Below are 15,850 nucleotides of genomic sequence, written 5' to 3' on the forward strand. Positions count from 1 at the left end.
GGAGTTTTTGTCCAGATAATGGGCGCTCCGGGGGCTTTTGGAGCCATTATCCGGACAAAAACTCCAGCCTAGGAATGGCGGTAGCGTTCGGCGGCCCGCTGGCTCCGCCCGGCCACCACCACCTTCTGGTGCCATTCCCGCTGGTACGCCCTCCTTGCCGCAGCGTCGTGGCGCCGTTCCAGGGCCGCGAGCTCGCGCTGGAGCTTGACGTAGCTGGCCCACCGGCGCTCCTCGAGGGACCCGTCGTCGAGCGCTGCGCGGACGGCGCACCCGGGTTCCCGGTCATGGGCGCAGTCGGAGAAGCGGCACTGCTCGAAGAGCACCTGCAGGTCGCCGAACATCTCCTCCATGCCGTCCTCGGCGTCGAACAGGCCGAAGCCGCGGACACCGGGAGTGTCCATCAGCACGGCGCCGTTGGGCAGCGGCACCAGCTCCCGCGACGTCGTGGTGTGCCGCCCCCTGCCGTCGGTGGCCCGCACGTCCCCGGTGGACTGGACGTGGTGCCCCACCAGCGCGTTGATGAGGGTGGACTTCCCGGTGCCGGAAGGGCCCAGCAGGGCGAGCGTCCACCCCGGCTGCACCCTGGCGAGCAGTTCATCGATGCCGTCCCCCTGCTCCGCGGACGTGGTCACCACGTCCACGCCGGCGGCCTGTAGGATCACCTTCCCGACGACGTCGTCGGCGATGTCCGCCAGGTCCGCCTTCGTGATGATCACCAGCGGGGCGGCGCCGGAATCCCAGACGGCCACCAGGGTCCGTTCGAGCCTGTTGTGGCTCAGCGGACGGTCGACGGGAACAACCACGCCCACCATGTCGATGTTCGCGGCGAGGACCTGCGCCTCCGTGGACGGGTCGAAGGCACGTTTACGGCTCAGCTCGGACGTGCGCGGAAGCACCCCGACGACGGCCGGTTCCGCAGCCCTGTTGCGGCCGAGCCAGACCCAGTCGCCGGTGGCCGGCACGGCATCGGGCGGATACGGCAGGTGCACCAGCCCGTCGGCTGTGGCCGCGACGATCCGGTTCCGGTCCACACGGACGACGCGGGCTGCAGCCTCGGCGCCGCGGGCCGGATGGGCCGCGAAGTGCTGCGCCTTGGCGTCCGTGAAGCCGTAGTGGCTTGGGCCGGGCAGGGGCTCGGTGAATAGAAAATCAGTGTTCAGAAAAGGAGTTGGGTTTTGGGTTTGGGTTTGAAGCTGGTTGGCACGAGTGCCGGAAGAATTTTTCACTGTGAACCTCGGGTTGGCCCCGAAGCGCCGCCGGCCGGCAAAGCAGTACGCTGTGCGCGCTGGGCTGGCTACGAGTGGGCAGCAGCGGGGGCAGGAGTGATGAAGGTGTCTTCGAGAAGGCGCGGAGCGCGCACGAATTCTGCAATCATCAGGTCCACCTCCCCCGTACGAAGTTCATGCCGGACGTTCATGCCAGTGTGGCCGCCGCCGGACAGAAGGCCCGGGGACTCCCCCAGAATAGCCAGTGCGGAGCCGGCTGGCTAGGGCAACCAGGCGGCGGCAGGGAAATCAGTCCAGCAACCTCAGTCCCGTGAATCCAGCTTGCCGTTGACCGGCCGCTCCGAGAACAGCCGAAGCGCGGCGTCAACCAGGGACACCCTGTTCAGCGAACCGACGTCCTGCAGCGGAATCCACGCGGCATGTGTGGTGGTGCCGTTCGTTTCGTGGGTGAGCTCCCCGCCCGTCACCCTCGCCTCATAGACCAGGCGCAGGGCCTGGAAGTCGCGGTCTGCCCCGTCCAGCCGCGCATCCGCCGGCCAGTGACCGACGTCGATCCCGAGCATCTCGCCGATTTCGGCGTGATACCCCGTCTCCTCGAAGACCTCACGGATGCAGCCGTCCACGGGGTGCTCGGCCAGGTCCAACCCGCCGCCGGGCAATGTCCAGCCCTCCTTGCCGTCCTGCTTCCAGTACGCCAGAAGGATGGCTCCGTCGCGGATGATGACCGCGTAGGCGGCGGGGCGGGTGTCGAAGAGAACGCTCATGGTTCCAGCGTAGCCCCGCGCTACCCGCGTACAGGCGGCCGTCCTAGAGTGGGACTGTGACGAATCTGGAGCTTCTCCCGCAGGAGGAAACCTGCCCGCCCGCCGGCCCGGACACAGGGACGGGAGCCGGGCCCTGCCTGCAGCTGTGGCCGGCACGCGAAGTGCCGCTCGGCGGGGTCCGCGCGATGTCGGTACTCCGCACCCTGCCCCAGCGCGGCCTGCCGACGGTGGGTGCCTGGTGCTTCCTGGACAGCTTCGGCCCCGACCGGACGGCGATGTCCGTGCTGCCGCACCCGCACACCGGGCTGCAGACCGTGACGTGGCCGTTGGCCGGGCAGATCAGGCACCGGGACAGCGTTGGCAGCGACGTCATTGTCCGCCCGGGCGAGCTGAACATCATGACCGCGGGCCACGGCGTCTCGCACTCCGAGTTTGCCGTGCTGCCGGCATTGGAGGACGGTGCAACGGACGACGGCGGTGCAGGGCTTCCGCTGCAGCGCGGGCTGCAGCTGTGGGTCGCGTTGCCGGACGGAGAACGGGACAGGCCGCCAGCCTTCGAGCAGCACCGTGCCCTGCCCACGGTTCATGGCCCGGGATTCACGGCCACCGTGATGGTGGGAACCTTCGCCGGCGCTTCCTCGCCGGCCACGATGTACACGCCGATCGTCGGCGCGGACATCGGCTGCGGCGGCGCTTCCTCCTTCCCGCTGAACCCGGCGTTCGAGCACGCCGTCCTGGTGCTCGACGGCGGCCTGACGGTGGACGGGCAGGAGATCGGCCCGGGACCGCTGGGCTACCTGGGTGCCGGGCGCGAAGTCCTGGCCGTGGACGCCCTGCCGGAAACCCGCTTCGTACTGATCGGCGGGGAGCCGCTCCAGGAGGAGCTGCTGATGTGGTGGAACTTCGTGGGCAGGACCCATGAGGAGGTGGCCCAGGCGCGGGCGGACTGGGAGGCCCAGGCCGAACTGCCCGACCCGGCCGCGGAAGGTGCCCGCTTCGGGCTGGTCCGCGGCCACGGGCCGGACGCGGGCCGCGAGGCAGGCAGGATCCCCGCGCCGCCCTTGCCCGGAGTGAAGCTCAGGCCGCGGACCCGGTCCTAGGGCCCGGCGTCAGGGCCCGGTGTCAGGGCTGGCCGCGGACCAGCAGCGGGACACCGAAAACAGGGTCCTGCGCCAGGATCCGCACGTCGCTGACTCCTGCTGCGGCCAGGTGCTTCCGGAATGACTCCTGCAGCCGGACAACGTTCATGCCCAGGCCGCTGCCCAGGATGACCGGACCGTCCAGCCTCAGCTGCTGCAAGACCTGGGCGGCCATCTCCGCCAGGTCCTTGCCCGCCTGCTCGATCAGGTCGCGGCTGATGCTGTGGCCGGCGTCGGCGGCCTCCACCACCAGCCGGGCCCGCTGCGCCCAGAAGCGCCGTCCGGTCTCCGGGGAGTGGAACAGCGCGATCAGCCTGTTCGGGTCATCGGTGTGGCAGGAGTCCAGGAGCGCACGGGTCAGCTCGTCCGGTTCCTGCCCCTGGTTCATGCGCCGCAGGCTGTGGCGGACTGCCTCGCGGCCCAGCCAGTAGCCGCTGCCTTCGTCGCCGAGGAGGTAGCCCCAGCCGCCGGCCCGCGCCTCGGCGCCGTCCCCGTTCGCGCCCCAGGCCGCCGAGCCGGTGCCCGCGATGACTGCGACGCCGGTGCTGGCGCCACCGGCCGCCAGCAGGAGCCGGGAGTCGTGGACCACGGTAATCCGGGCCCCCGGGGCGTGCGGTTCGATGAGGGCGGCCAGGGCGGCGGCGTCCTCATCGGTGTCGATTCCGCCGGCGCCGGCGTAGACCTGTGCCACCGGCCCCCGGCCGATTTTGGCGAAAAGCTCGGCAAGGTGCGCCGCGGCTTCCGCGCGGCTGACGTTCTGGACGTTGGCGCTTCCCACGCTGTGGTCGGCCACCGGTTCCCCGTGCTCGAAGCGGACTCCCCGCGTCTTGGTGCCGCCGATGTCGAGGCCAATCACGACGTCGTTGGCGCCGCCGGTGCTGGAACCTGCGGCGGCCGAGCCTTCGCCTGCCGGGATTTCACTGGACGGGAGCGTGCTGGGCGAAACAGCATTGGACGCGACCGCGTTGGACGAAGCTGCACTGGACGAAGCTGCGCTGGACGAAGCAGCGCTGGACGAAGCAGGGGCCGCACCGGATAGGTTGTCAGAGTTAGTCACCTGAACAGATTACTGATTAGCCCCAAGGAGCCGGCCATGCCCCACGCCGAAATTGATTCCCGCATCATTGCAGCGCCCATGGCAGGCGGGACGTCCACGCCGGGCTTCGTCCAGGCCGTCCACCGCGCCGGAGGACTGGGCTTTCTCGCCGCGGGGTACAAGAGTGCGGATGCCGTCAGTGCCGAGATCCGCGCCTGCCAGGACGCCGGCGTCCGGTTCGGCGTCAACGTTTTTGTACCTGACCATGCACAGCTGAACCCCTCCCCCGACGCCGTGGCAAGACTGGAGGAGTACCGGGGCAGCCTTGGCCAGGACGCCGGGCGCTACGGCGTGGCCGTGCCGCCCCTGGTGCTTGACGACGACGACGCCTGGCAGGCGAAGATCGACCTCCTGCTGCAGCACCAGGTTGAACTGGTCAGCTTCGCGTTCGGGTTGCCCGATTCCGCAGTGGTGGAGGCGCTTCGGAGGGCAGGGTCGACGGTAATCGCCACGGTCACCAGTCGCGCCGAGGCCGGGCTGGCGGCGGACCGCGGAGTGGATGCCCTCGTCGTCCAGCACAGCAGTGCCGGCGCCCACTCCGGCGCTTTCCTGGCTGAGACGAAAACTGGCGGGATGCCGCCGTCGACGGCGGACTTGATCCGGGAGGTGGCGGCCGCCGTCGACCTGCCGCTGATCGCCGCCGGCGCGGTGTCCGACGCCGCCGCTGTTCGGTCGGTCCTCGCCGCCGGGGCGATGGCCGCGCAGGTGGGAACGGCGCTGCTGCGGACGGACGAGAGCGGCGCGCGGCAGCTGCACAAGGACGCCCTGGGAGATGACCGCTTCACCGAAACGACTCCCACCCGGGCGTTCACTGGCCGTTACGCACGGGCGCTGGTCAATGACTTCGTCCGCGACCACGGGGACGCCCCCGAGGGCTACCCCGCCATCCACCATCTGACGGCTCCCATCCGCGCCGCAGCAGCCGCTGCCGGTGACCGGGAACGGCTGAACCTTTGGGCGGGGAAGGGCTGGCGCTCGGCCAGAACGGGACCCGTGGCCGAGGCCGTGGGCGCGCTCCTGGACGTTTAGCACGCAACGCCGGTTCGAGCCGGGCGGCAGGGAGTCCGGTCAGGCGCCTGAGCGGGCCCGGACCAGCCCCGCCAGCAGCCCGGGCCCCTCCTCGAGCACCAGCTCCCGGAAGAGCCTCACGGCGTCGGGCTCGCTCTCCCGCACGCTGCGGCGCTCCCGCCACGCCAGGCCGATCTCGCGGTACGCCAGTTCCGATTCCAGCGCAATTTCAACCCAGCCCAGGTCGCCGGTGTCCGCGGTGACGCCGAGGCGAGGGCCACTGCCGCCCTCCGGAGGGAGGATGCTGACGCCCAACCCGGCGGACACCAGACCACGCGCGGTGTGTGAGTCCTGGCTTTCAAAGGCGATCCGCGGCCTGAAGCCGGCCTCCCGGAACAGGGCCTCCGCCAGGGAGCGCAGCCCGTAGCCGGATCCGAGCGCAACGAACGGATCTTTCCGGATCTCGGCCATGGCCACCGACTTCCGGTCGGCCAGCGGGTGCCGGTGGTGCACCACGAGCCGCAGCGGCTCCCGGTAGAGCGCCGCGGAGCCGATGGCCCTGCTGGCCGGCGCCACGGGTGCGGTCAGCGCGAGATCGGCGGCGCCGGAGGAAAGTTCCGCCAGGCAGCTGTCGCGGGAGCCCTGGCGGAGATCGAACTCCGTCTGCGGATAGCGGCTCCGGAATGCGCTGATGAGCAGGGGCAGCGTTGCCTCGCCGAACGTGTGCTGGAAAGTCACGGCCACCCGGCCGCGCACCACCTCCGATTCATGCCGGACAAGGTCCAGGCCGGCACGGAACTCGGCGAGCGCCGATTCCACATAGGGCAGCAACGTCGTGGCGGCAGGTGTCAGCCGGACTCCCCTGCCGTCCCTGACAAGCAGCTCGGTTCCCACCACGGCGCTGGCACGCGCGAGCGCACGGCTGACCGTCGACTGCGGAACGCCGAGCAGCTCGGCGGTTTCGGTGATGTGCTGCGTCCGCCCAAGCTCCGCCAGCAGCGGCAGAATTGGAAGCAGCTGCACCAGCTGCCTGTGCCCGATATCCACGGGTTCCCTCCGTCATTCAATCCGCTCCAGCATGAATTTCCAATGAATCATGCATTGGATACTAGGTCAGCATAGATCTACCCTGAAGGCATGCCAACGCCCCACGAGCACGCCCCCGGAAGCCTGGAGTGGAACGGGCACCCGAAGGGTTCACAGGCCTACGGCAGGATCCTTGCCGGCCTCGCGTTCGCCGGCGTGGCCACCTTCGCGCAGCTCTATTCAACCCAGGCCGTGCTCCCCGTGATGGCCGCCGAGCTTCGGGTGACTGCAGCTGAAGCCGCGCTGACCATTTCGCTGGCCACCGTCGGCCTCGCCGTCACCGTCATTCCCTGGTCGTTCCTCGCAGACCGGATCGGGAGGGTGAAGGCCATGACTTGGGGAATCTGCCTGGCCACGGCGCTGGGCCTTATGGTGCCGCTGGCCACGTCCTTCCCCGTCCTGCTGGGCCTCCGAATGCTGGAGGGCATGGCCCTGGGCGGCATTCCCGCCATCGCCATCGCCTACCTCAACGAGGAAATCGACCGAGCACACGCCGCCGTGGCCGCGGGCAGCTACGTCGCGGGCACCACACTGGGCGGCCTGGCGGGAAGGCTCGTCGCCGGACCGGCCGGGGAATTATGGGGATGGCGCGCCGCCGCGCTCGCAGTCTCCGTGCTGGCCACCGTGGCCGCCGTGCTCTTCCTGGTCCTGATCCCCAAGGCCCGCGGCTTCAGCCCGGCCCGGGGCATAGGCCTCCGCGGTGCGGCCAGGACCCTGTCCGGCCATCTGGCCAACCCGAGGCTGCTGGCACTTTACGTGCAGGCCTTCCTGCTGATGGGCGGCTTCGTGGCCGTCTACAACTACCTGGGGTTCCGGCTCTCCGGCGAACCGTTCAGCCTTCCCGCCACGCTCATCAGCCTCATCTTCCTGGCCTACCTGTCCGGCACCGCGACCTCGCGCTGGGCCGGGGCGCTGACGCAGCGCTTCGGCCGGCGCACGGTGCTGCTGGCCGGCATTGCGGTCATGGCGGCGGGCCTGGCCCTCACCCTCACCCAGGTACTGGCGCTAATTCTGGCAGGGCTCGTCATCTTCACCGGCGGCTTCTTCGCGGCGCACAGCATCGGCGCGGGCTGGACCGGAGCCATTGCCCAGAGAGGCCGGGCACAGGCGGCATCGCTGTACAACCTGGCGTACTACCTCGGCTCCAGCATCCTGGGCTGGGCGGGAGGACTGGTGTTCCAGTCCCTCGGCTGGCAGGCGCTGGCTACTGCCGTCATCATCCTGGGGTGCACGACGGCGGTGATCACCGCCGTCGTGCACCCCGCCCCCGGGCGCCAGCGGCGGCAGCGGCGGCAGGACAAGGCGAGCCTGCAGCATCCCTGAATAATCCGCCGCCCCACGGGGCAGGAAACCTGCAGATGTTCGGGAGGGCCGCCCGCGGGTGAATGTCTTGGCAACTTTCGCGCCGCTAAGATGAACGGAGAACACTTCAGGAGGATCCGTGAGCAGCAACGCGAAGAATATTCGCCCGGCGGCGGGGCACGAACCCCTCGACGCCATCGACGAGCGGCTGTTGGCGGCCCTCGTGGATGACGCCCGGATATCCAACAAGCAACTGGCTGAACTGGTGGGCATTGCCCCCTCGACCGCCCTCATGCGCACCCGCGCACTCTCGGACCGGGGCATCATCCAGGGGTTTGAGGCGAAACTGAGCCTTTCCGCGATTGGCCGGTCAGTGCAGGCCCTGATCGCCGTCCGGCTCCGCGCCCACGACCGGGAGCAAATTGACCGGTTCACCTCCCGGGTCCCCAAGCTGCCTGCCGTGCTGTCGACGTTCCACACGTCAGGCTCGGTTGACTATCTGCTGCACATCGCCGTCGCCACCACCGAGGACCTGCGGGACTGGGTTCTGGACAACCTCGCCACCGACCCAGTAGTAGGCCACACCGAAACCACGCTGGTGTTCGAGCACATGCCAGGCAACCACGGGCCCCTGCCGGATCAAGACTGAGCCGGCACCTGGACCGAGCCGAAACCGGTACAACCCTCCCGATGCTCCCTAGCGGCGCGAAAGCAGCAGGCCCGAGTGGGCTGTGCCGAGAATATCGCCGCGGAGAAGGGTCAATTCATCCCGGCGCCGCGCGGCGTCCCGCTGCAACCGGGCGGTTTCCTCCGGAACAGCGCGGCGCCGCTCGGCCCATGCCACCAGGCCGGCGCCGATACGCATTGCCATGGCTTCCAGTGCGGAGGCACTGCGGTAGCCGGAGACGGACTGGTTGACCGATAGAGCACTCATGGCTCTTTCCTTTCGGGGCTCTTTGACTATTTGCTGCTGTTGGATTCCGCTTCGGCGGTGTTGTCAGCGGGCTGCGCTTTGCGCTGGCCGCGGCTGCCGGCGGACGCGGGGACACCGAGGATGGGGAAGGCGTTGAAGTGGATCTGGACCGGACGGGCGCCTGCCTGCTCGTCCTCACTCCGGATCTCCTCCAGGAGGCGGTAGGAATAGGCGTCCATCGCCCGTGTATAGGCGGCCAGCTGCTCTTCGTTCATTCGCACGTTGGCGGTGCTGACGATGGCCGCTTCCAGCCACTCGCGGTCGAGGGTGTCCGCCCCGTGTGCCATGAAATCGGCCAGCACTGCCTGGCGGCGGTGTTCGAACTCCCGGTTGACCAGCCGTGACGCTTCCTGGGTGGCGGGGGAACTTGCAAGCTCAGGTGACGAGACCTCAATGGCGCCGCGCGGCCGCTCCCACCACCGCTCACGTGCTGTGCCTTTTCCCTCCACTTCCCGAACGAAGTCGTGCTTGGCCAGCTGGCGCAGGTGATAGCTCGTGGAACCGCTGGACTCCCCCAGCAGCTCACCGAGGCTGCACGCCGTCTGCGCCCCGTACCGGGACAGCATTTCCAGGATCTGGACGCGCAGCGGATGTGCAAGGGCCTTGAGGGAGGCCGGGTCCATCTTCCGGACGGGGTACGGCAGATCCTGCACGCCGGGGGTTTCGGTGTTCGGCTTAGTGGCCATACCGCAAGGCTACTCTTGCAAAGATTTCTTTGCAATGGTTATTTTGCAACCGTTTCTTTGCAACTGTTTCTTGCAGTCACTATTCTTGACGACGACGGCAGTGCCGCCCGCCGCTGCTATCGGCGACTCTGGTCGCTGCTCTCTGTGCCGTCTGCGGCCGCCCTTCGCTGCTACCGGCGGAGGCTCCGGCGCCAGGTGATCGCTGCCAGCAGCCCTGCCGCGCAGGCGCACGCAGTCACGAAGCCGGCGACGGCCGCGTCGAGGCCGTAGGCCGCCGCCGCGAGCCCCAGCCCCACCACCGGCACGGCACTTCCGAGGTAGGTGATCACATAAACAGTGCTGACGATCTGTGCATGCCGGGAGGCCTCCACCTTGCCCGCCACGTCGTTGAAGACGGTCCGGAAGGCGACGCCCTGGCCGGCGCCTGCGGCCAGGCTCGCCGCAACCAGCAGCCACGGGTTGCCCGCGGCAGCAGCCGCCGCGAGGAGCGCCACCGCGCCGCCCAGCACCGCCAGCCCTCCGGGCACCGCAAACCTGCCGCGGACGGCGATCAGCTGGCTCAGGGCGGAAGCGCCCAGGGTGAGCCCGGCCAGCAGGCCGATCAGTGGCCGCGAATCGGTGCCGAGAATCTTCGCGAAGTAACTAGGCGCGAGGGACAGGCAGAAGCCGAAAACGGCAAAGCTGAGGAAGCCGACGGCCGCCGCCAGCCAGAATGCGCCGCGGGCCTCCCGGGACACCGTCGGCCGGCGCGGCGCCAGGGCCTTCAGCGGGCGGGGACCGGCGGCAGGTTTGATGGCGGGACGGGCGCGCAGCAGGTACAGCGGGACCAGCAGGGCGGCCAGGACGAACGAATGGATGAGGTACGGCGTGGTGGTGGCGCCGGGCAGGAGGGAGAGGATTCCGCCGATCGCCGGTCCCGCCGCCACTCCCCCCGCCGAGGCCAGCAGCGTGAAACGGGAGGCCCACTCCGGGCGCTCCGGCAGCAGCTCGCGCAGCGCTGCCGAACTGGCCCCCGTGGCCAGTGCGACGGCAACGCCCTGCAGCGCCCGCCCGCCGCACAGACCGGCAAGGCTGTCCGCGTTCGCAAAGAGCAGGCCACCGGCGAGCCCCGTCAGCACGGCAAGGAGGAGGGCCGCACGGCGCCCGATGTGGTCGGACCAGTGCCCCGCGAGCATGAGCGTTGCCACGAGCGCCAGGACATACGCGGCGAACGCGACGGTGATGCCCAGGGAACTGATGCCGAGCCGCACCTGCAGCAGGGGGTACAACGGGGTCGCCAGGTTTGCTCCCACCAGGAGCGTGAAAATGACGACGCCTGCCATGGCCAGCCGTGAGGTGGTGGACGCATCCCAGCCCCAGCGGGTAGCTGAAGCCGGACGCATGCGAAGTTCGCTAAAGACGGTCATGCCCGTGCCCTTGCCTGTGTGTCCGGCGAACCTGCCCCTTGTGGGGGCTGCTCGCTCGGATGGAATCTTGGTACCTAAAGAATGCGGCAGGAGTGCGTACCCAGTGCGTCATTCTGTGGGAATATTGAGCAAAACCATCAATCTTTGGCCGGATTCATGAACCGGAGTGACGATTTGAACACGTTGGACCCCACGGATCTGAAGATCCTGCTCGAGCTGATCCGCGACCCCCGCGTCCAGATCGGCGAGCTGAGCGAGAAACTCGGCATTGCGAGGAACACTGCCCAGTCCCGCGTGCGCCGGATGCTGCGCTCCGGCATCCTGCACGACGGCGGCCGTGAGATCGACCTCGAGGCGGTGGGATACGACGTCGTCGCCTTCGTGACGATTGAGGTGACCCACCGGGAGCTCGACGGCGTGATCGCCGCGTTGCGGCTGATACCCCAGGTCCTCGAAGTGCACGAGATCTCCGGCCGGGGCGACGTCTGGTGCCGGGTGGTGGCCACGGACACGCAGAACCTCCAGGCCGCGCTGCGCTCGATCCTGCGCATCAAGGGCGTGATCCGCACCGAAACCGTGCTGGCCCTCCACACGCACATCCCGTACCGGACCGAACCGCTGATCAGCCGCCTCGTGCAGTCGGCCGGCGCCCAGCCGGAATAGGATTCGAGGATGGATTGGCTCTCTTACTTCTTTCAGGTCAACTGGCTGGCGGTACTTCTTGCCTTCATCGCGAGCATGGCCATCGGCTTCGTCTGGTATTTGCCCGCCGTGCTCGGCAATCGCTGGATGGAGTCCGTGCGCAAGACGGAAGAGGACCTCAGGAACTCGGAGGGCGGCGCCGCTGTCTGGGTTCCCATGATGGCGGCCGCAGCCCTGACAGCCATCCTCCTCGCAGTGCTGATCAGCAAGCTTGGACTCGACAACGCGCTGGCCGGCGGATGGTTCGCTTTTGCGCTGGCAGTGGTGTTCCGGGTGGGAGGCCACGTAATCCACAACGGTTTCGCCGGACGTCCTGTTGCCGTGACGCTCATCGACTCCGGCCATGATGTCCTCGCTGTGACCGCAGCGGGAGTGATCATCGGCGCGATGTCCTGACCCAACAGACGGAGACCTGCAGACTGTGACCATCATTGACAACGCCGTCTACGTCGACGGGGTCCGCACCGCGGAGCCCGAAAACCTCGAGCAAACGTTTGAGACGCTTGACAGCCATGGCGGGATGGCCTGGATAGGCCTGTACCGTCCCTCGAAAGCTGAAATGGCCGCCGTCGCCGAGGAGTTTGGGCTGCACGACCTGGCCGTCGAGGACGCCATCTCGGCCCACCAGCGGCCAAAGCTGGAGCGCTACGGTGACAACGTCTTCACTGTTCTGCGGCCGGCCCGGTACCGCGACGACACCGAAACCGTGGAATTCGGCGAGCTCCATATTTTCGTTGGCAGGAACTTCGTGGTGACCGTCCGGCATGCGGAGATGTCGGGCGTCGGACGGGTACGCCGCCGGCTGGAGTCCAGGCCGGATCTCCTCCGCCACGGACCGCCGGCGGTACTGTACGGGCTGCTGGACCAGGTGGTGGACGACTACGCTCCCGTGGTGGCCGGGCTGGAGAACGACATCGACGAAATCGAGGACCAGCTTTTCTCCGGCGACTCCGCGGTGTCCCGCCGCATCTATGAACTGGCACGCGAGGTCATCCAGTTCCAGCGGGCCATCCATCCGCTGCCGGCCATCATGCAGCAGCTCAACGAGGGATTCGATCACTTCGCTGCCGACGCGGAGCTCCAGCACAATCTTCGGGACGTCGAGGACCACGTGGAACGGGTGATTTCGCGGGCCGATTCCTTCCGCGACCTCCTGCAGAACGCGCTGACCCTGGACGGCACGCTGACGGCCAACCGGCAGAACGAGGCCAGCGCGCAGCAGAACGAGCAGGTCAAGAAGATCTCGTCCTGGGCGGCCATCTTCTTCGCCCCGTCCTTTGTGGCCGGCGTGTACGGCATGAACTTTGACCACATGCCGGAGCTGCACTGGGCCTACGGCTATCCCATGGCGATGCTGCTGATGGCCGCCACCGCCACGCTGATGTATCTCATCTTCAAGCGGAAGGGCTGGCTCTAGTGGCCGGTTTTGACCAGGGCCTGGTCATCACGCCCGGCACGGAACGGCAGCTGGGCGCCTACGGGCTGTTCCCGCCCTCAGCTTCCCAGCGGGACGTCCTGGCGCTGCCCACCGGGCCGCTGCCCGTCAAGGGTGCCGACCCGGACATCCTGTGGGCCAGCTTCGCCGAGCTGTGCGGCGAGGGCCGGGCGGCGGCGGACTATGTTCTGCTGGCGGGAAGGTTTCCCGGGTGGGTGGTGGACGGCATCCCTTCACCTTCGGCGGAGTCCGCAGCCGGCCCGGCCGACTGGGAGCGGTTCATGGCATTGCTGGACGTCCTCCACGAGCGGGACGTCACTCCGTTCCTCATCGCCCCGGCCCCGCTTGGCGATCCCTTTGGTGCGCCGGAGGGCAGCGTCCCCGTGGAACTGGCCGCCGTTCTGTCACGGATAGACGAGCGGCTCTCCGCGCTTCGCCGGATCGAGTCGGACGAACAGTTGGCGGATGAGCAGTCCCGCGGCTGCTAGCAACAGCCGTAACCCGTCCAACCTTGGCCGGTTGCGTCTGCTTACAATCGATTGACATCAACTACTGAGGGAAACATGAAGAAACTCACCACTGCCCTGCTTGCCGCCGGGTTCGTCCTCTCCGCTTCCGCCTGCGCCGCACCGCAACTCACCACCGCACAGACGTGCGACCGGATCCGGACGGTTGTCTCGAACCCCGCGAACTCCGTCGGCAAGACCGGCATGACCCGCCTGGCCAACCAGATCCGTCCCATCGAGGCAGTGTCCTCGGACGATCTGCGGCCCGCGCTGCAGGCCATCCTGGAATACACGGATGAGTCCGCGAAGGAAGCCCCGGACGAGGCGAAACTTACCGAGCTGAAGACCGGCTACGAGCAGGCCGGCAGCACCTACAGCAGGTTCTGCGGCGGCCAGTAGCCCGCATCTCTTCCACGCTGGCGGCCACGGGCGGGGCACTCCTCCTGCCCGTGGCCGCTTTTCGCGGCGGAAAAAAACAAGGCCGCCCCTGCGCTCGCGCCGGGAGGCAGACGCAAGTCTCCTAGCGCCTCATTCGCTGGGACTCGTCAAGACAGTCTCCCGAATGGTCTGAAACGAGCCGGGGCTGGCAGCGATTTCAATGCGGCCGCCGTCCGACGCAAACGTCATGACCGGGAACAGGCGCTGACTCGCATATTTTTTGTCCTGCCGGCTGAGCCGCCGCGGAACGGATAATGCTTCCCATCGCTTCATGAGAGCGATACTAGGCGAAGCTTGGGAAAACCTCGGGCATGCGGCGTCCAACCCCTCACACAAGGGGTAAAAACGAAGCCCGGCTATCAGGTAGCACCCGCATTTCACAATGTGCAGGGCGCAGACTGTTCCTGTCCCTGAAGCAGAAGGTAGCCGCGAACCCGTTGCTTCAGAACGCCGGGTCCGGAACGCATTCCCCCCGATGTACCCCGGACCCGGCGGACAACCATAGAGGCGGCCAGAAGCCGCCGGAGCTTGCTGCCTGCGAGGCCGGACGCCGCTCCCTGGATTGACTCTGGCTAACTCTTGATCCGAACCTGCGATGACGGTGGCAGGTTCTTGAGCTGCGTCCGGGACCATTTCATTGAGAATCACAGGACGGCGTGGACAACTGGATGAGGTGGCTGCATGGCGGAGGACCCGGACGAGGGCCAGGACCTTCCGGTCCTGGATGACGCGGCACTGCAGGACCTCATAGACGAAGCCGGCGAGGATGCGGCGCAGAAGTTCATGGAGGAGTATCTGGTGATGCTTCCCGTGCGGGCGGCCAAGATCTTCAAGGGCCTCACCCGGGGCGATACCGAAACGACTGTGGAGGCGATCATCAGCCTGAGGGTCAGCTCCGGGATGGCGGGTGCGCGGCGTCTTGAATCCTATTGCGGCAGTCTCGAGAGCGCGCTGAAGCACGGCCATACCCCTGACATGACAGCAGTGAAGGCCGTGCTGTTCGCCAACATCCGGCAGGTAGTCCGTGAAGCGTCCCGGCGCGGCCACCTCCCGCCCAAATCCCACGGTTCCGCAGAGTCCTGACTTTTGCCAGGCACTACGGTCACAACCAAAAACACCCCGGTCCGAAGACCGGGGTGTAACTGTGGAGCTAAGGGGATTCGAACCCCTGACCTCTTCGATGCGAACGAAGCGCTCTACCAACTGAGCTATAACCCCGTGGCGCCGTTTCCCCAAGGAACTCCAACGCCGGTTTCCCTAGGCTACAAATTTTCCTGCCGGTTTGCCAACCAGGCCTCAAATGTCGCGTGTCCGTAACGCTGTCCGGGTGCCAGGTTCTTCCCCTCGCGCAGAAATCTGCCTGTCGATCCAGGCAGCGGCAGTTCGATCACGAGGCCCCTGGCTCCGGTTATCCGCTTCCAGGCGCCGGCCAGCGGCCCCATGCCCAGCACCTCCGGGCCGCCGACCGTCTGCACCGTGTGGGAATCGCCCGACGGCGGTCCCAGTGCGGCTTCCAGCAGCGCAGACGCCACGTCAGCCGGCGAGATCGTCTGGAACCGGGCACCTTTGATCACCGGTATCAGGCCAAGCCGGGAACCCGCACCGAAAATCCCCGCCACTAGGCTGTGGAACTGCGTTGCCCGCACCGTGCGGGTATCGAGCGGCGATCTCGCGTACACGCGCTCCTTGTCCGCCTTGGACCGGTAATACGCGAGGGTGCTCTGATCGCAGTTGACGATGGAAAGCTGCACTGCGCGGGACACGCCCGCCGCCGCTGCTTCGCCCAGCAGCAGGGCGCCGCCGGCCGCGTAGTGCCTGAGTGCCTTGCCGGTCCGGGCTTCGAGGCAATCGACGACGACGTCGGCATCCGCCAGCGCTTCCGGCAACCCTTCTCCGGTGGTGACGTCCGCACGGAAGTAGGAGACGCCGTCGTAATACTCCCTGGCACCCGGTAGCGGCGGGTTCCGGGTCAAACCGGCGACGGCGTGCCCCAGGCCAAGTGCCTGGCGTACCACTTCACGGCCGGCCTCGCCCGTGCCGCCGGCAACGCAGATGCGGACCACTACCGTGACGCCTGATGCTG

Annotated in this window: 19 protein-coding genes and 1 tRNA gene; 10 read left to right on the forward strand and 10 right to left on the reverse strand. The window is 67.8% G+C overall.

All coding sequences use genetic code 11. The features are described 5' to 3' along the window. Nucleotides 1-68: 68 nt before the first annotated feature. Nucleotides 69-1,130 (reverse strand): ribosome small subunit-dependent GTPase A, encoded by a 1,062-nt coding sequence (gene rsgA / locus ACHMXB_RS10270; RefSeq protein WP_395405225.1) that lies wholly within the window; start codon nucleotides 1,128-1,130, stop codon nucleotides 69-71. Between the two features lie 398 nt (nucleotides 1,131-1,528). After that, nucleotides 1,529-1,990, reverse strand: coding sequence for an NUDIX hydrolase (locus ACHMXB_RS10275; protein ID WP_395404973.1), 462 nt, complete (start codon nucleotides 1,988-1,990; stop codon nucleotides 1,529-1,531). A 56-nt stretch (nucleotides 1,991-2,046) separates the two neighbouring features. On the opposite strand from ACHMXB_RS10275, the gene ACHMXB_RS10280 reads away from it, so the two are divergent. Next, on the forward strand, nucleotides 2,047-3,090 hold the full coding sequence (locus ACHMXB_RS10280) for a pirin family protein (protein ID WP_395404975.1): 1,044 nt from the start codon (nucleotides 2,047-2,049) through the stop codon (nucleotides 3,088-3,090). A 22-nt stretch (nucleotides 3,091-3,112) separates the two neighbouring features. On the opposite strand, the gene ACHMXB_RS10285 is transcribed toward ACHMXB_RS10280, so the two are convergent. Beyond that, nucleotides 3,113-4,045 carry an N-acetylglucosamine kinase gene (locus tag ACHMXB_RS10285; RefSeq protein WP_395405227.1) on the reverse strand — a complete coding sequence of 311 codons (933 nt, stop codon included), beginning with the start codon at nucleotides 4,043-4,045 and terminating at the stop codon, nucleotides 3,113-3,115. Between the two features lie 177 nt (nucleotides 4,046-4,222). Here ACHMXB_RS10285 and ACHMXB_RS10290 point away from each other — a divergent pair, with 177 nt between their 5' ends. Beyond that, nucleotides 4,223-5,254, forward strand: a complete 1,032-nt coding sequence (locus ACHMXB_RS10290; protein ID WP_395404977.1) for a nitronate monooxygenase — start codon at nucleotides 4,223-4,225, stop codon at nucleotides 5,252-5,254. 39 nt (nucleotides 5,255-5,293) lie between these two features. Here the strand turns inward: ACHMXB_RS10290 and ACHMXB_RS10295 are convergent, their stop codons facing one another. After that, nucleotides 5,294-6,280, reverse strand: coding sequence for a LysR substrate-binding domain-containing protein (locus ACHMXB_RS10295; RefSeq protein ID WP_395404979.1), 987 nt, complete (start codon nucleotides 6,278-6,280; stop codon nucleotides 5,294-5,296). A gap of 90 nt (nucleotides 6,281-6,370) precedes the next feature. On the opposite strand from ACHMXB_RS10295, the gene ACHMXB_RS10300 reads away from it, so the two are divergent. Together ACHMXB_RS10300 and ACHMXB_RS10305 are read left to right on the forward strand one after the other, a co-directional pair. Beyond that, nucleotides 6,371-7,642, forward strand: coding sequence for an MFS transporter (locus tag ACHMXB_RS10300; protein WP_395404981.1), 1,272 nt, complete (start codon nucleotides 6,371-6,373; stop codon nucleotides 7,640-7,642). A gap of 118 nt (nucleotides 7,643-7,760) precedes the next feature. Next, the gene (locus tag ACHMXB_RS10305; protein ID WP_076801434.1) at nucleotides 7,761-8,270 is read left to right on the forward strand and encodes an Lrp/AsnC family transcriptional regulator; all 510 of its coding nucleotides are present in this window, start codon (nucleotides 7,761-7,763) and stop codon (nucleotides 8,268-8,270) included. Between the two features lie 48 nt (nucleotides 8,271-8,318). Here ACHMXB_RS10305 and ACHMXB_RS10310 read toward each other — a convergent pair whose 3' ends face one another. The 3 genes from ACHMXB_RS10310 to ACHMXB_RS10320 form a co-directional block, all read right to left on the reverse strand. Continuing rightward, nucleotides 8,319-8,555: a 2-nitropropane dioxygenase gene (locus ACHMXB_RS10310; RefSeq protein WP_395404983.1), complete on the reverse strand. Its 237-nt coding sequence runs from the start codon at nucleotides 8,553-8,555 to the stop codon at nucleotides 8,319-8,321. Nucleotides 8,556-8,581: 26 nt separating this feature from the next. Then, on the reverse strand, nucleotides 8,582-9,280 hold the full coding sequence (locus tag ACHMXB_RS10315; RefSeq protein ID WP_395404985.1) for an ArsR/SmtB family transcription factor: 699 nt from the start codon (nucleotides 9,278-9,280) through the stop codon (nucleotides 8,582-8,584). A gap of 170 nt (nucleotides 9,281-9,450) precedes the next feature. Continuing rightward, nucleotides 9,451-10,686 carry an MFS transporter gene (locus ACHMXB_RS10320; RefSeq protein WP_395404987.1) on the reverse strand — a complete coding sequence of 412 codons (1,236 nt, stop codon included), beginning with the start codon at nucleotides 10,684-10,686 and terminating at the stop codon, nucleotides 9,451-9,453. 156 nt (nucleotides 10,687-10,842) lie between these two features. Here ACHMXB_RS10320 and ACHMXB_RS10325 point away from each other — a divergent pair, with 156 nt between their 5' ends. The 5 genes from ACHMXB_RS10325 to ACHMXB_RS10345 all read left to right on the forward strand — a co-directional run bounded on the left by ACHMXB_RS10325 (nucleotide 10,843) and on the right by ACHMXB_RS10345 (nucleotide 13,728). After that, on the forward strand, nucleotides 10,843-11,349 hold the full coding sequence (locus tag ACHMXB_RS10325; RefSeq protein WP_395404989.1) for an Lrp/AsnC family transcriptional regulator: 507 nt from the start codon (nucleotides 10,843-10,845) through the stop codon (nucleotides 11,347-11,349). 9 nt (nucleotides 11,350-11,358) lie between these two features. Further along, nucleotides 11,359-11,784, forward strand: coding sequence for a DUF1761 domain-containing protein (locus ACHMXB_RS10330; protein WP_395404991.1), 426 nt, complete (start codon nucleotides 11,359-11,361; stop codon nucleotides 11,782-11,784). 25 nt (nucleotides 11,785-11,809) lie between these two features. Beyond that, a complete protein-coding gene (corA, locus tag ACHMXB_RS10335; RefSeq protein WP_395404993.1) occupies nucleotides 11,810-12,805 on the forward strand; it encodes a magnesium/cobalt transporter CorA in 996 nt (331 codons plus the stop codon). Then, entirely contained in the window at nucleotides 12,805-13,311 is a 507-nt protein-coding gene (zapE, locus tag ACHMXB_RS10340; RefSeq protein ID WP_395404995.1) for an AFG1/ZapE family ATPase, read from the forward strand. Before corA ends, zapE begins: the two co-directional genes overlap by 1 nt. A gap of 75 nt (nucleotides 13,312-13,386) precedes the next feature. Continuing rightward, nucleotides 13,387-13,728, forward strand: coding sequence for a hypothetical protein (locus tag ACHMXB_RS10345; protein ID WP_395404997.1), 342 nt, complete (start codon nucleotides 13,387-13,389; stop codon nucleotides 13,726-13,728). Between the two features lie 129 nt (nucleotides 13,729-13,857). On the opposite strand, the gene ACHMXB_RS10350 is transcribed toward ACHMXB_RS10345, so the two are convergent. Further along, entirely contained in the window at nucleotides 13,858-14,040 is a 183-nt protein-coding gene (locus ACHMXB_RS10350) for a hypothetical protein (RefSeq protein WP_395404999.1), read from the reverse strand. 408 nt (nucleotides 14,041-14,448) lie between these two features. On the opposite strand from ACHMXB_RS10350, the gene ACHMXB_RS10355 reads away from it, so the two are divergent. Then, nucleotides 14,449-14,850 (forward strand): hypothetical protein, encoded by a 402-nt coding sequence (locus ACHMXB_RS10355; RefSeq protein WP_395405001.1) that lies wholly within the window; start codon nucleotides 14,449-14,451, stop codon nucleotides 14,848-14,850. Between the two features lie 62 nt (nucleotides 14,851-14,912). On the opposite strand, the gene ACHMXB_RS10360 is transcribed toward ACHMXB_RS10355, so the two are convergent. Both ACHMXB_RS10360 and ACHMXB_RS10365 read right to left on the reverse strand, forming a co-directional pair. Continuing rightward, a tRNA-Ala gene (locus ACHMXB_RS10360) sits at nucleotides 14,913-14,985 on the reverse strand. 44 nt (nucleotides 14,986-15,029) lie between these two features. Further along, on the reverse strand, nucleotides 15,030-15,830 hold the full coding sequence (locus tag ACHMXB_RS10365) for an SDR family oxidoreductase (RefSeq protein ID WP_395405003.1): 801 nt from the start codon (nucleotides 15,828-15,830) through the stop codon (nucleotides 15,030-15,032). Between the last annotated feature and the right edge of the window lie 20 nt (nucleotides 15,831-15,850).

It is taken from the genome of Arthrobacter sp. UC242_113 (assembly GCF_044054585.1).
In the GTDB taxonomy this organism is placed as follows: domain Bacteria; phylum Actinomycetota; class Actinomycetes; order Actinomycetales; family Micrococcaceae; genus Arthrobacter.